Raw genomic sequence first — 14,289 nt, forward strand, 5'->3', positions numbered from 1 at the left:
TCATGCTTCGGGCCACAGGCATCAGGTGATCTTAGAAAAGGTAATCCTTGTAGGTGTCTTTATCGGCCAGAACCATGCCGTTACCGATAATCAACAGACCTTTACCCGCACCCGGCTTGACGGTGACTTTTTCGTAACCTTCAACGCCAAGATCCATGCCATCGGTGATTTCTTTGCCTTCAAGCATGAATTTCGCGACAGCATTCATCGCCATACCGGCTTTCTGCGGATCCCAGAAGCCGATTGCGGTGATTGCGCCAGAGTCCAGATACGCCGCAGACGGGTTCGGAAGACCGGTACCAACCAGGCAAACCTTGCCAGCCAGACCTGCTTCTTCAATCGCACGACCTACACCAAGAACATCGTTACCAGCCGAAGTCTGGAAACCTTTGATGTCCGGGTGCTTGCGCAGGATTTCTTTGGCTTTTTCGTAGGTGCCGTTGGCATCGTCGAACGATTCATTGTTCGGATCAACCAGTTCCATGCCCGGATATTTCTTGGCATTTTCTTCACCTGCACCAACCCACTGCATGTGGGTACGGCTGCCAAGCGAACCAACGAAGGTGGTCCATTTGCCTTCACCGCCCATGCACTGTGCAAGACGCTCGTTCAGGGATGCACCGTAATCGTTGTTATCGAATGCTTCGATATCAGCGTGGGTGTTTGCCTGGTTATCGGCTTCGTGGGTGACGATGATCGTGCCACGGTCCATAGCACGGCCCAGAATACCTTCAAGGATATCCGGATCCATCGGAACAACTGCCAGCGCATCCACACCGGTCGCGACCAGATCCTGAACGATCTGAAGCTGCTGTGCGGAATCGGCCGTTGCCGGGCCAACCTGGCGAATATTCATTTCCGGGTTCTGTTCCGCAAACAGGTTAACACCGGTTTCCATGCGGTCGAACCACGGAATACCGCTGATTTTAACAACCGTGGTGACGGTTTTGCCGTCCTGCGCCGAAGCCGGTGCTGCAATTCCTGCCAAAGTCATGGCAGCAACAGCAAATACAGAACCTTTCAGAAGAGTCGAAATTTTCATTAGCTTTCCTCCCGAGTTGGAAAATCTTGTTTAGGCAGACGGTGCCCTCGATTTTTGATTATGGTTTCCGTGCCTGAGGGCTTTGCACAGAAGTCGTAACCGGACGGGCCTGAGGACTGAAAAAGTCGGTCAGGCGGAACCGACCAATGGCGAGGAAGCCCAGAAGCAGCGCGCCCCAGGCAAAATCACGCACGAAGTTGGAAAGTCCCATGAAGTTCAACATGCTCGACATCATCTGCAGAGCAATCGCAGACAGAACAACGCAAACCACGCGTCCGTAACCACCTTCAGGACGAACCCCGGCCATGACTGCAATCAGGATCGCCACCAGCAGGTATGACGTGCCGTAATCCCACTTCACATTGATCGTGCGCGCCGCAATGATGATACCGGCCAGCGACGACAGAACGCCGCTTACGGTATAGGTCGCGATGATCACTTTGTTTTGCGGGAAACCGGCATATTCCGACGCCTTCGGGTTTGACCCGTTCAGCATCAGCCACAATCCGAACGGCGTGTAGCGCAGCACGAAACCAATGGCGCAAGCCACAGCAATGAACAGAAGGAAGCTGATCGGAATTTCAAGCAAGTATCCGTTGCCGATTTCATAAAGCGGGCCGGGCGCACCAACGCGAACCGAACGGCCATCGGACAAAACAACCGCCAGACCGATAAAGAACATCTGGGTGCCAAGGGTACAGAGGATCGCAGTGATTTTCAGATAGGCAATCAAAAGCCCGTTCAGCAAACCACCAAGCACCCCGACGGCCAACGCCACAAGAATGAAGAACAGCGAAAACATGCCCGGATCGGCCGATGCCGACAGATGGCTTGAAACCAGCGTCGCGGCAGCAACCCCCGAAAGATTGGCAAGCGCAATCCCCGACAGTTCGATGCCGCCATTGCCAACAGACATGGCCAGCATGACACCGATTGCCAACAGACCAATTTCCGGCACCTGACCAGCCATCGACTGAAGGTTAAACAGCGAAAGATAATTCCCGCCAGATACAATGGCGCCAGCAGTCATCAGCACAATGATAAGTGCCACGAGGACAGTTAAGTGCCCGTCTTTGGTACGCATAATTCCTCCCTTATGCGTTTACTAAACTTTTTGTTTTGTTGACTAAAACTAGCAAGTCATTTTTATGTTGGCAAGCGGCCTATTTCACTAAAAAGTCATAGTAAGGTTGCGCTGAGCTGGTCAGAATGTTTATTAAACAACCTAAACAAAAAAAAATCAGGGATGGGGTTTCGGGGACAACCATATGAAAAAGAAGAACAAAATAACGATCAAAGAGATTGCCGAGCGGGCTGGCGTATCCCCGTCAACTGTATCGCTGGTTCTCAATGGCAAAGGTGAAATTTCCGGCACCACCCGTTCGCGGGTTCTGGAAGTGGTTTCATCACTCAACTACACGCCGCGCACCCCGAAAAAGCACGCAACCACGCAGAAAACCATCAAGTTTCTCAAAATTGCCAAGCATGGTCATACGGTTAACCGAGACCACAGCCACTTCATTTCCGACTATATCGATGGCATGTCGCAAGAAGCGACGAGTCGTGGCTACAAATTGCAGGTACTCAGCTACGAAAACGTAACAACAAACGACATCATTGATTTGCTGGCGACCTCGGATGCAACAGCCGCCATCGTTCTTGGCACCGAGCTTGGCCGCGATGACATCAAAAAGATCCAGGATCTGCATCTGCCAATTGTTTTCATTGATACTTTTTATGATTTGGTCGATGCAAACTTTGTCGATATGAACAACGGGGATGCGGTTTACACCGTCCTCGAACACCTAAAAAGTTTAGGTTTTACTAAAATTGGTTATGTCGGCAGTGACACCCAGACCCGGAACTTTGCCCTGCGCAAAAGCGCATATCTCAGCAACATGGCGACACTGGGCCTGACGGTTGATCCGGCCCATGTCCTGTCGATTGGATCGACCTTGTCATCGGCCTATGAAGAAAGCATTTCCGCATTGGGCAGCGACATTGCCGAGGCCTATTTCTGCGCAAATGACATCATGGCCTATGGCTTTACCAAGGCCCTTAAGGAACGGGGCTATAATGTCCCCGATGATGTGTCGGTAATTGGCTTTGATAACCTGCCCATGAGCATCACGCTTGACCCGCCCCTGACCACCATTGATGTTTCCAAGCGCAAGATTGGCAGCATGGCCGTCACCGTGCTTGATGAACTGATCAATGCCGACACCGCCCCACCGGCAGTAAAGGTTCTGGTTGGCGCGCAATTGATCACGCGCGCAAGCACGCGTTCAAAAACCTGAAATCCTGATTGTTATAGAAAACTGGTTACGGACGGGGTGCCTGCGTCACTGCACCGCCCCACAGTTCGCCGATCAGATCGCCGAATGCATCCGGTAACCCGGCGCAAACAACAAACGTGCAGCCGTAATGCCGGCATCATGTTCCCAGGTCATACGTTCCATCAGGAAAAGCGGCGCGCCCGCATGGGTGCGCAGAATTTTGGCCTCGGTTTCGGTTGCCAGCACAGCCGAGAACGAAATATCGCCCTTGGTGTAGGGTGCATGAAGTACCAGCCATTCATTGGCACTGATCGCCGACAGGTCGGCATCAACGATTTCCGGCACCGTATCAATCGACACCCAGCGTTCTTCGAACATATAGGGTTTGCGATCGGCCAGATGCAGTGACGTGATATGGAGCATATCGCTTTTGGCGCTGACACCAAGATTGGCACAGACCTCCGGGGTCGGTGTGCGCCGTTCACTCAGAAGCAGGCCATAGCCGTATTTCTGCCCTCGGCCTTCGATTTCAAGGCGGATGACCGGAATATCAAGTTTGGCGCGGCGGACCGGATGGGTTGAAACCCGCGTACCGGCCTTGCGCCTGCGATCAAGGAAACCCTCGGCGGCCAGTTCGCGCAGCGCACGGTTCACCGTGGCGCGCGCGCAACCAAGCTGTTCGGCAAGTTCGACTTCCTTGGGGATCTGATCGCCGGGCTTCCATTCGCGTGTATGGATGCGGCGCAGGACCTCATCATGGACCGATTGCCAGTTTGTCTGTTCCGAGGCGCTCACACCACTTCCTTGAGTTGTTCCATCACCTTGCGATACCGGCTGGTGATATCGTCATGCGCGACATGGCGGCCATCGGTCACAACATGGCGACCGGCCGACCAGACATCACGCACCATACGATCATCTCCGGCAAAGATATATGTATCGAGGATCGTATCGCCTTTCCGGCCGATCAGGTCAACAGCCGAGCCATCAAGCGCCATCAGATCGGCAAGTGCGCCAGTTTCGATCCGCCCCGAATCACGAGCTGCGGCGCGTGCCCCGCCCTTTGCCACGGCATCATACAAACGCCGTCCGGTGGACTTTTCCGGTGTTGCCAAGGCCGCACGGGATTTGTCACGCAGGCGCTGACTGTAATCAAGGGTGCGCAATTCTTCGGAAAGCGAAATGCGGATATTGGAATCCGATCCGACACCAATCACCCCGTCCGCACCAAGATACCGCACACCATCAAAAATACCGTCGCCAAGGCTGCTTTCGGTAATGGGGCACAGGCCCGCCACCGCACCGGTCCTTGCCAGACCAAGGGTTTCATGTTCCTGCATCTGGGTGCAGTGGATCAGGCACCAGTTTTCATTCACATCCGCATTATCCAGAAGCCATTCGACCGGGCGCTTGCCCCAGGATGCTTCGACTTCCTCGACCTCGGCAACCTGTTCGGCCAGATGCATATGGATCGGGCCATCCTTGGAAAGCTTTGTGGTCGCAATCAGGTCTTCACGGCCAACTGCGCGCAGCGAATGCGGGGCAACGCCAATGCGGGTATCAGCGGGCAGACCTTTAACCGCACGAACCGATTCCTCATACAATTTGGCGAACTGTTCGGGATCGTTGCCAAACCGGATCTGTCCGGCGCCTAGTGGGCGCTTGTCACAGCCCCCGAATTGATAATGAACCGGCAAAAGAGTCAGACCGATACCAGTAATATTTGCAGCCGCCGCAATGCGTTCAGCCATCTCGCCGATATTGTCATACAAATGTCCGCCCGGACGGTGATGCAGATAATGGAACTCGGTATTATTGGCGTAACCGGCCTCCAACATCTCCATCTGCACAAAGGCAGCAATGGCTTCGACATGATCGGGCGTTAGCTGATCGAGAAAGCGGAACATCAATTGCCGCCATGTCCAGAACGTATCGCGTGGATCCGGTCCGCGCTTTTCGGTCAAACCCGCCATCGAGCGCTGAAAAGCATGACTATGAAGGTTGGCAACTGCTGGCAACAAAACCCCGACGCGATGATCTGCGGTCGATGCCAGCTCGGGTGAATCGGCTTTAATAGTGCCGATTTTGCCCGATTGATCGACCTCTACCGCGACGTCCTGCGCCCAGCCATTACTGGTAAGTGCCTGATTTGCCCAAATAACCGTCATAATCCATACCCGTCTTGACAGAAATATTATGTGCAGACATATTATCTTTAATAACGGACTTATCAAGGGGTGATCATTCGCATGCTTCTCAGAAATGCAAAAATCGTCACAATCACGGATGAAAATCGCTATGGCCTGATTGAGGCCGGTGCGATTGCCATAAAGGACGGTTTGATTGACTGGGTCGGAAGCGATGATGCAATCCCGGTCAAATATCTTGAGCAAGCATCCCGCGACCTTGAAGGCCGCCTGATTACCCCGGCGCTGATTGATTGCCACACCCATGTGGTTTATGGCGGCAATCGTGCGGTTGAATTTGAAATGCGCCTTGAAGGTGCCAGCTACGAAGAAATCGCGCGTGCTGGCGGCGGCATTGTTTCCACGGTCACCGCCACCCGCAAAGCCGATGTCGATCAGCTTGTAAAAACCGCCCTGCCACGCGTTGATGCACTTTTGGCCGAGGGTGTGTCGGTTATCGAAGTCAAATCAGGCTATGGCCTTGATCGCGACACCGAACTCAACATGCTGCGTGCGGCCCGCAAAATCGCGACACTGCGCCCGGTCCGGGTCAAGACCACCTTCCTTGGTGCCCATGCGACCCCGGCTGAATTCAAGGGTGAACCGGATCGTTATATCGACGAGGTCTGCATCCCCGCCCTGCATGCCGCCCACGAAGAAGGGCTGGTCGATGCGGTTGACGGGTTCTGCGAAGGCATCGCCTTTGACACCGATCAGATCAAACGCGTGTTTGACGTCGCGCGTGAGCTTGGCATTCCGGTCAAGCTCCATGCCGAACAGCTTTCCAACATCGGCGGCACCAAACTGGCCGCTGAATATGGCGCGATTTCCGTTGACCATGTTGAATATGCCAACGAAGACGACGCCAGGGCGATGACAAAATCGGGATCGGTTGCTGTCCTTTTGCCTGGTGCGTTTTACACCCTGCATGAAACCCAGTTGCCGCCGATTGCAGCCTTCCGCAAGCATGGCGTGCCGATGGCGGTTGCCACCGATTGCAATCCGGGCACTTCGCCTTTGATGTCAATCCTGATGACCATGAATATGACCTGCACCCTGTTCCGCCTGACCCCGGAAGAGGCACTTTGTGGTGCAACCAAACATGCCGCAACCGCGCTTGGCCTTTCCGATACCGGCCAGATCAAAGCGGGACTTCGTGCCGATCTGGCAATCTGGGATATCGAACACCCGGCCGAACTTTCCTATCGCATCGGGTTTAACCCGCTGTTTGAACGTATTTTCGGTGGCGAAACCGTCGCCAGCAAAGCCGACTAAGACATACGAAACGCCCCACAACCTGTATTCCACAAGGATGCAAAATGACCGTAACCCTGACACCCGCCGCTGCAACGCTTGCCGATCTTGAAAATATCTGGCGCAACCAGATTGCCGTCAAACTTGATCCGTCGGCCAAGGCCGGTGTTGAGGCCGCCAGTGCGATGGTGCGTGCGGCAGCCGAAGGTGACGTTGCGGTTTACGGTGTGAATACCGGGTTCGGGAAACTGGCATCGGTCAAAATTGCCCCTGAAGATACCGAAACCCTTCAGCGCAACCTGATCCTTAGCCATTGCTGTGGCGTGGGTGAACCGCTTGATATCGCAACCACGCGATTGATGATGGCACTTAAACTGCTATCACTTGGTCGTGGCGCATCGGGTGTGCGCTGGGAGCTGATTGAACTGATCGAGGGGATGCTGGCCAAGTGCGTAACCCCGGTTGTCCCGTCACAAGGATCGGTCGGCGCATCGGGCGATCTGGCACCGCTGGCCCATATGGCGGCTGTCATGATCGGTGCGGGCGAAGCCGTTTATAACAACGAAACTCTGTCTGGTGGTGACGCCCTTGCCAAGGCCGGTTTGACCCCGGTTGTTCTGGGCGCGAAAGAAGGCCTTGCCCTGATTAACGGGACGCAGTTTTCAACCGCCTGTGCGCTGGTCGGGCTGTTTTCAGCTTGGCGCAATGCAGCAAGTTCGATTGTGACCGCATCGCTTTCGACCGATGCGATCATGGGATCAACCGCACCGCTGGTCGACGAAATCCATACCCTTCGCGGCCATCCCGGCCAGATCAATGTGGCGCGCGCGATGCGCGATCTGATGGAGGGTTCGGAAATCCGCGAAAGCCACCGCGAAGGCGACACCCGTGTTCAGGACCCCTATTGCATCCGTTGTCAGCCGCAAGTCACCGGGGCAGCCATGGATTTGCTGCGCTTTGCCGGTCAGACGCTTGAGATCGAGGCCAATGCGGTTACCGATAACCCGCTGGTTCTGAAAGAAGACGGGCGCATTGTTTCAGGTGGCAACTTCCACGCCGAACCCGTGGCCTTTGCCGCCGATCAGATCGCCCTTGCCGTTGCCGAGATCGGCGCAATTGCCCAGCGCCGTGTGGCATTGATGGTTGATCCGACCCTGTCACACGATCTGCCACCGTTCCTGACCCCGGAGCCGGGCCTGAATTCCGGTCTGATGATTGCCGAGGTCACAACGGCCGCCCTGATGAGTGAAAACAAGCATCTTGCCAATCCGTGTTCAACTGACAGCACGCCGACCAGTGCCAATCAGGAAGACCATGTATCGATGGCCGCCCACGGCGCACGCCGTTTGGCACGGATGAATGCCAATCTGTCCTATATCCTTGGTGTTGAACTGATCTGTGCAGCACAGGGCGTTGAATTCAGAGCCCCCCTTAAAACGAGTGCCGGACTTCAGAACATTCTGAAAACCGTGCGCAAGGATATCCCGACCGTCAGGGAAGACCGCTATATGGCGCCTGATCTTGCCAAGGCCGGTGAACTTGTGACCGAAGGCGCACTGGTTGCTGCCGCCAAGCTTTCCGGTTTCGTCGTCGGGGAAGGTGCATAACATGACCCATCCCGTTGAAATCAAACACGGCGATGGCCCCATTGTTCTGGGACTGCCCCATACAGGCACCTATGTTCCCGAAGACATTGCCATCAAACTGAATGATCGCGGGCGCGAGCTTGCCGATACCGACTGGCACATCCATACCCTGTATGACGGGCTGATAGATAATGTCACGACGGTTCGGGCAACGTTTCATCGCTATGTGATTGATGCCAACCGCGATCCCGAAGGTATCAGTCTGTATCCCGGTCAAAACACCACGACCCTTGTGCCCCTGACCGATTTTGACGGCGAGAACATCTGGGATGTTGCCCCGACCGAGGAAGACGTTGCCAAGCGTGCCGCGAATTTCCACGCGCCCTATCACGCGGCACTGGCAGCCGAACTTGAACGGGTGCGTGCCAAGCATGGTGTTGCAATCCTATATGATTGCCATTCAATCCGGTCAAACATCCCGTTCCTGTTTGACGGCATCCTGCCCGATTTCAATATCGGCACCAATCTGGGCACAACATGTGATCCGATGATCGAGACCCTTACGTCTGAAATCTGTTCGCAGGCCGAGGGATATAGTGCCGTTTTGAACGGGCGTTTCAAAGGTGGCTGGACCACCCGCCATTACGGTCGCCCGGAGATCAATCAGCACGCCATCCAGATGGAACTGGCACAGTCGACCTATCTTTCGGCCGAAGAAGCACCTTGGGCCTATGACCAAAGCCGTGCGGCAAAACTGCGCACGCATCTTACCGAAATTCTAAAGACACTGGCCGATTTGGCCCCAGCACTAAGAGGCAAGTCATGACCAACAATCCCCGCCACAATCAGCGCGATGTTTACCCGGCAATCGGGACCGAAATCACCGCAAAAAGCTGGCTGACCGAAGCACCGATGCGAATGCTGATGAACAACCTTCATCCCGACGTTGCCGAAAATCCGCACGAGTTGGTGGTTTATGGCGGCATTGGCCGGGCAGCACGTACCTGGAAAGATTTCGATCAAATTGTTGCCAGCCTCAAGGAACTTGAAGACGATCAGACCCTGCTTGTGCAATCGGGCAAGCCGGTTGGTGTTTTCCGCACCCACAAGGATGCACCGCGTGTTCTGATTGCGAACTCCAACCTTGTGCCGCATTGGGCGAACTGGGACCATTTCAACGAACTCGATAAAAAAGGTCTGGCAATGTATGGCCAGATGACGGCGGGTTCGTGGATTTATATCGGTTCGCAGGGCATTGTTCAGGGCACCTATGAAACCTTTGTCGAGGCCGGTCGCCAGCATTATGGCGGCAGCCTTAAGGGCAAATGGATTCTGACCGGCGGTCTTGGCGGCATGGGTGGCGCACAGCCGCTGGCGGCTGTGATGGCCGGCGCAAGCTGCCTTGCTGTTGAATGCGATGAAACGCGTGCCGATTTCCGTCTGCGTACCCGTTATGTCGACGAAAAAACCCATTCCCTTGACGAAGCACTTGAGATGATCGACCGCTGGACCAAGGCGGGCGAGGCAAAATCGGTTGCCCTGATCGGCAATGCTGCCGATGTCTTCCCGGAACTGGTCAAACGCGGCGTTCGCCCCGATATCGTCACCGACCAGACATCGGCCCATGACCCGGTTCATGGTTACCTGCCACAGGGCTGGACCGTTGCGGAATGGCGCGAAAAACAGGAATCAGATCCCAAGGCGGTTGCCAAGGCGGCCCGTGCATCCATGCGCGTTCAGGTCGAAGCCATGGTTGCCTTCCATGATGCCGGTATTCCGACAGTTGATTACGGCAACAACATCCGCCAGATGGCCCTTGAAGAAGGGTTGGAAAACGCCTTTGCTTTCCCGGGCTTTGTTCCGGCCTATATCCGTCCGCTGTTCTGCAAGGGCATCGGCCCGTTCCGCTGGGCAGCACTTTCGGGTGACCCGGAAGACATTTACAAGACCGACCAGAAGGTCAAGGAACTGATCCCGGATGATCCGCATCTTCATAACTGGCTGGATATGGCGCGTGATCGTATTTCCTTCCAGGGCCTTCCGGCGCGTATCTGCTGGGTTGGTCTGGGTCAGCGCCATCGTCTGGGTCTGGCATTCAACGAAATGGTCAAGAATGGTGAACTGAAAGCCCCGGTGGTGATCGGTCGTGACCACCTTGACAGCGGATCGGTCGCAAGCCCGAACCGCGAAACCGAAGCCATGAAAGATGGCTCGGATGCGGTCAGTGACTGGCCGTTGCTTAATGCGCTGCTCAATACTGCGTCGGGGGCCACCTGGGTCTCGTTGCATCATGGCGGCGGTGTCGGAATGGGCTTCTCGCAGCATTCCGGCATGGTGATTTGTTGTGACGGCACGGAAGATGCCGCACGCAGGGTCGAACGTGTCCTTTGGAACGATCCGGCAACCGGTGTGATGCGTCATGCCGATGCGGGATATGACATCGCACTGGATTGCGCACGGGAACACGGGCTTAACCTGCCCGGTATTCTCGGCAAATAAGTTTGAAACTTTCACATCGGGGCAATGACGATTGCCCCGACATAACCTGATCAGGGTTCAATCAAGGAGGCTTCTTAACATGAAAAGACGTGAATTTCTGACGGCCGGTGTTGCCGGCGTTGGTGCTGCGGCCGCTGCCACCTTTGCCACCCCGGCAATCGCACAGGACAAACGCCAGTGGAACATGGTTACCGCATGGCCGAAAAACTTGCCTGGGCCGGGGGTTGCCGCACAGAAACTTGCAGACCGCATCACCACCCTTTCGGGCGGTCGTATCGAGGTCAAACTGCACGCAGCCGGTGAACTTGTACCGGGCAACGGTGTGTTTGACGCGGTTGCCGAAGGTACGGCAGACATCTATCACGCGGTTCCGGCCTATTGGGGTTCGAAATCCAAAGGTATCCTTCTGTTTGGTTCACAGCCTTTTGGTCTGCGCGCAGACGAGCAGGTTGGCTGGTTGACCCATGGTGGCGGTCAGGAACTGTATGATGAAATCTATGGCCAGTTCGGTCTGAAGCCGTTCCTTTGCGGCAACTCCGGCCCGCAGTGGGCTGGCTGGTTCCGTAACGAGATCAAGTCGGTTGACGACCTTAAGGGTCTTAAGTTCCGCACCACTGGTCTGGCTTCTGAAATGTGTTCGAAACTGGGTATGGCTGTTCAGGCCATGGGCGGTCGCGACATGTTCCAGGCCCTTCAGTCCGGCGCACTTGATGCCGGTGAATTCATCGGCCCGTGGAGCGACAGCGCACTTGGCTTCTATCAGGTTGCCAAAAACTATTACTGGCCGGGTGTTGGCGAACCGTCCTCGGCCGAGGAATGCGCGGTTAACGCCAAGGCATTTGCCGACCTTCCCGACGACCTGAAAGCCGTCGTCAAGTTTGCTTGTGACAGTCTTTATAACGAAGTCTGGACCGAGTACGAAACCAAGCACGCAATGGCATTGCAGAAACTGGTTGCCGAGCAGGACGTCAAAGTCCGCATGCTTCCAGACGATGTCGTTGACGCGATGGGCAAGGCAGCCGCCGAAGTGATCGCAGAACTTCGTGAAAGCGACGACGCCCTGACCCGCAAAGTCACCGAAAGCTTTGTTGCATATCGTGATCTGATCGGCGGTTACATGACCTATGCCGATAACGGTCAGATGAATGCACGCGCCAAGGTACTTGGTTTCTGATACAGATGATGCCCGGGGCAAGGATGACCATCCTTGCCCCGGTTCTTTCGTATCCGGGGGGATGTGATGCAACGCCTTGCTGACCGGCTTGATCTTGTAAACCACTGGACCGGGATGACGGTGCGCTGGTTTGCGCTGATCATGGTTCTTTTGCAATTTTCCGTGGTTTTACTGCGCTATGTTTTCGGCTTCAGTTCAATCGCACTGAATGAAAGTGTTCTGTACCTGCATTCCGGGCTTTTCATGCTGGGGGCGGGTTATACGCTTTTGGTCGACGGGCATGTGCGCGTTGATATTTTCTATGCCGGGGCCAAGAACCGCACCAAGGCGGCGATTGATGTCTTTGGCTATGCCGTCCTTGCCATACCCTCGATGCTGGCCCTGCTATACTGGACATGGCCATCGGTGATCAATTCGATCTCGATGATGGAAGGGGCGATTTCGGTTGGCGGTATCCCGGCCGTGTGGCTTTTGAAATCCCTGATCCCGGCATTTTGTATTCTTTTGATTATTCAGTCTGTTGCCTGTTTGCTCAGGCAGATCATTGCCCTGCGCAGTGGTGTTGAAGACCAGGGTGCGCAAAGCTGATGGAATATCTTGATCTGTTGATGTTTGCCGCCCTGATGGGCTGCATCCTTTTGGGCTTTCCCGTGTCGTTTTCGATTGCCGGTGTGGCAATCATTTTCGGTTATATCGGCTGGGCCACCGATGCGATGAATATCGGGCTGATGGGGGCATTCGGGCAGCGGGTATTTGGAACCCTGACCAATGACGTCCTGATCGCCATTCCGCTTTTTGTTGTGATGGGTGTGATCCTTGAACGGTCGCGGATTGCCGAAGATTTGCTGCATACCATGGGCCGTCTGTTCGGCCAGTTGCGTGGCGGCCTTGGCATTTCGGTCGTCCTTGTTGGCGCGTTACTTGCCGCATCAACCGGGATTGTCGGGGCGACCGTGATTGCCATGGGCATGATTGCCCTGCCAACCATGTTGCGCACGGGGTACAGCCCGAAACTGGCATCGGGCCTTGTCTGTACTGCCGGTACACTGGGCCAGATTATTCCGCCTTCGACCCTTTTGATCATTCTGTCAGACGTCATGTCGTCGGCCTATCAGCAGGCACAGTATGAACAGGGCAAATTCACCATCGAAACCATTTCGGTTGGTCAGATTTTTGCAGGTGCGCTGATCCCCGGCCTGACACTGGTGGCGATTTACATCCTTTATATTCTGCTGCGCGGGGTGTTTCGCCCCGATGATATGCCGCCGGTTCAAAGCGATGATGGTCGCCCCAATGCCGGTGAAATTTTCCGTGCGATTCTACCACCTGTCCTGCTGATCATTGCTGTCCTTGGTGCGATCCTTGGCGGCATTGCCACCCCGACCGAGGCAGCATCGGTTGGCGCAATTGGTGCAATCCTGATGGCCGGTGTCCGTCAGGGGGCCAATCGCAAGCTGGTTTTGCTGGGCACCGCATCGCTTCTTATTCTCGCGGTAATGGCCGGGATTGCGCCGGTTCGTTTCCAGCGCAGCGATTTGACCGGCTTTGATTATGCCCTTGGTGTTGTCTATGTAATCCTTGCGATCACCGGGGTATGTGCGATCCTTGCCTGTCTGCGTCAGGCTTGGAAATCCGATATCCTGAAGCCTGCCCTGACATCGACCATGTCGGTTACCTCGATGATCTTTGCCACCATTCTGACGGCCAGCATGTTCTCGCTGGTGTTTATCGGTTTGGGCGGTGAAGACCATGTAGCCGAAATCCTTGAAGCCATGCCAGGTGGCCCGACCGGTGCGCTCCTGTTCTGTATGGCCCTGATTTTCATTCTCGGCTTCTTCCTTGATTTCGTTGAAATCACGGTGATCCTGTTGCCGCTGATTGCACCGGGTCTGATCATGATGGGTCATGACCCTGTGTGGCTGGCGATCCTGATTGCGATCAACCTTCAGACATCGTTCCTGACCCCGCCATTCGGCTTCTCGCTGTTTTATCTGCGCAGCGCGGCCCCACCGGAAATCACGACGGGTCAGATTTACAAGGGTGTGGTGCCGTTTATCGCGCTTCAGGTCTTTGGCATTTTTGTCATCTGGCTGTGGCCGTCACTGGCGCGATGGTTGCCAAGCGTCGTGTTCTAAGCACGGACAAAGCCGAACAAAAAACGCCCCGGTACGCCGCGGGCGTTTTTTGTTGTGCGGTTCGGGTCAGGAGCCAGCCACAACAAGCTTTGACTTGCTGCCATGCAACATTTGCGTCAGAACTGTCATAATAAAAA

At 55.1% G+C, this 14,289-nt stretch carries 12 protein-coding genes; 8 read left to right on the top strand and 4 right to left on the bottom strand.

Annotation, left to right across the window (positions count from 1 at the left end):
• Nucleotides 1–31: 31 nt before the first annotated feature.
• Together TH19_RS21115 and TH19_RS21120 are read right to left on the bottom strand one after the other, a co-directional pair.
• Complete coding sequence (locus tag TH19_RS21115; RefSeq protein WP_114104344.1) at nt 32–1,042, bottom strand: substrate-binding domain-containing protein; 1,011 nt, start codon at nt 1,040–1,042, stop codon at nt 32–34.
• A 58-nt stretch (nt 1,043–1,100) separates the two neighbouring features.
• Nucleotides 1,101–2,126: an ABC transporter permease gene (locus TH19_RS21120; RefSeq protein WP_114104345.1), complete on the bottom strand. Its 1,026-nt coding sequence runs from the start codon at nt 2,124–2,126 to the stop codon at nt 1,101–1,103.
• A 184-nt stretch (nt 2,127–2,310) separates the two neighbouring features.
• On the opposite strand from TH19_RS21120, the gene TH19_RS21125 reads away from it, so the two are divergent.
• Complete coding sequence (locus tag TH19_RS21125; RefSeq protein WP_114104346.1) at nt 2,311–3,339, top strand: LacI family DNA-binding transcriptional regulator; 1,029 nt, start codon at nt 2,311–2,313, stop codon at nt 3,337–3,339.
• 72 nt (nt 3,340–3,411) lie between these two features.
• On the opposite strand, the gene TH19_RS21130 is transcribed toward TH19_RS21125, so the two are convergent.
• Together TH19_RS21130 and TH19_RS21135 are read right to left on the bottom strand one after the other, a co-directional pair.
• Nucleotides 3,412–4,113, bottom strand: coding sequence for a GntR family transcriptional regulator (locus TH19_RS21130; RefSeq protein WP_114104347.1), 702 nt, complete (start codon nt 4,111–4,113; stop codon nt 3,412–3,414).
• Nucleotides 4,110–5,486 (bottom strand): formimidoylglutamate deiminase, encoded by a 1,377-nt coding sequence (locus TH19_RS21135; RefSeq protein WP_114104348.1) that lies wholly within the window; start codon nt 5,484–5,486, stop codon nt 4,110–4,112. Before TH19_RS21135 ends, TH19_RS21130 begins: the two co-directional genes overlap by 4 nt.
• 81 nt (nt 5,487–5,567) lie before the next feature.
• On the opposite strand from TH19_RS21135, the gene hutI reads away from it, so the two are divergent.
• The 7 genes from hutI to TH19_RS21170 all read left to right on the top strand — a co-directional run bounded on the left by hutI (nt 5,568) and on the right by TH19_RS21170 (nt 14,152).
• Nucleotides 5,568–6,779, top strand: a complete 1,212-nt coding sequence (gene hutI / locus TH19_RS21140) for an imidazolonepropionase (protein WP_114104349.1) — start codon at nt 5,568–5,570, stop codon at nt 6,777–6,779.
• A gap of 44 nt (nt 6,780–6,823) precedes the next feature.
• Nucleotides 6,824–8,365 (top strand): histidine ammonia-lyase, encoded by a 1,542-nt coding sequence (gene hutH / locus TH19_RS21145; protein WP_114104350.1) that lies wholly within the window; start codon nt 6,824–6,826, stop codon nt 8,363–8,365.
• 1 nt (nt 8,366) lies between these two features.
• A complete protein-coding gene (hutG, locus tag TH19_RS21150; RefSeq protein ID WP_114104351.1) occupies nt 8,367–9,170 on the top strand; it encodes an N-formylglutamate deformylase in 804 nt (267 codons plus the stop codon).
• Nucleotides 9,167–10,843 carry a urocanate hydratase gene (gene hutU / locus TH19_RS21155; protein WP_114104352.1) on the top strand — a complete coding sequence of 559 codons (1,677 nt, stop codon included), beginning with the start codon at nt 9,167–9,169 and terminating at the stop codon, nt 10,841–10,843. Before hutG ends, hutU begins: the two co-directional genes overlap by 4 nt.
• A gap of 79 nt (nt 10,844–10,922) precedes the next feature.
• Nucleotides 10,923–12,017, top strand: a complete 1,095-nt coding sequence (locus tag TH19_RS21160) for a TRAP transporter substrate-binding protein (RefSeq protein ID WP_114104353.1) — start codon at nt 10,923–10,925, stop codon at nt 12,015–12,017.
• Between the two features lie 66 nt (nt 12,018–12,083).
• Nucleotides 12,084–12,605: a TRAP transporter small permease subunit gene (locus tag TH19_RS21165; RefSeq protein WP_114104354.1), complete on the top strand. Its 522-nt coding sequence runs from the start codon at nt 12,084–12,086 to the stop codon at nt 12,603–12,605.
• Entirely contained in the window at nt 12,605–14,152 is a 1,548-nt protein-coding gene (locus TH19_RS21170; protein ID WP_114104355.1) for a TRAP transporter large permease, read from the top strand. The genes TH19_RS21165 and TH19_RS21170 overlap by 1 nt, the downstream gene beginning before the upstream one ends.
• Nucleotides 14,153–14,289 lie beyond the last annotated feature (137 nt).

The sequence above is a fragment of the Thalassospira profundimaris genome (assembly GCF_003326675.1).
Classification (GTDB): domain Bacteria; phylum Pseudomonadota; class Alphaproteobacteria; order Rhodospirillales; family Thalassospiraceae; genus Thalassospira; species Thalassospira aquimaris.

Coding starts and splice junctions, on each gene's coding strand:
- TH19_RS21115 (WP_114104344.1), bottom strand. CDS start 1,042: ATGAAAATTTCGACTCTTCTGAAAGGTTCTGTATTTGCTGTTGCTGCC.
- TH19_RS21120 (WP_114104345.1), bottom strand. CDS start 2,126: ATGCGTACCAAAGACGGGCACTTAACTGTCCTCGTGGCACTTATCATT.
- TH19_RS21125 (WP_114104346.1), top strand. CDS start 2,311: ATGAAAAAGAAGAACAAAATAACGATCAAAGAGATTGCCGAGCGGGCT.
- TH19_RS21135 (WP_114104348.1), bottom strand. CDS start 5,486: ATGACGGTTATTTGGGCAAATCAGGCACTTACCAGTAATGGCTGGGCG.
- hutI (WP_114104349.1), top strand. CDS start 5,568: ATGCTTCTCAGAAATGCAAAAATCGTCACAATCACGGATGAAAATCGC.
- hutH (WP_114104350.1), top strand. CDS start 6,824: ATGACCGTAACCCTGACACCCGCCGCTGCAACGCTTGCCGATCTTGAA.
- hutG (WP_114104351.1), top strand. CDS start 8,367: ATGACCCATCCCGTTGAAATCAAACACGGCGATGGCCCCATTGTTCTG.
- hutU (WP_114104352.1), top strand. CDS start 9,167: ATGACCAACAATCCCCGCCACAATCAGCGCGATGTTTACCCGGCAATC.
- TH19_RS21160 (WP_114104353.1), top strand. CDS start 10,923: ATGAAAAGACGTGAATTTCTGACGGCCGGTGTTGCCGGCGTTGGTGCT.
- TH19_RS21165 (WP_114104354.1), top strand. CDS start 12,084: ATGCAACGCCTTGCTGACCGGCTTGATCTTGTAAACCACTGGACCGGG.
- TH19_RS21170 (WP_114104355.1), top strand. CDS start 12,605: ATGGAATATCTTGATCTGTTGATGTTTGCCGCCCTGATGGGCTGCATC.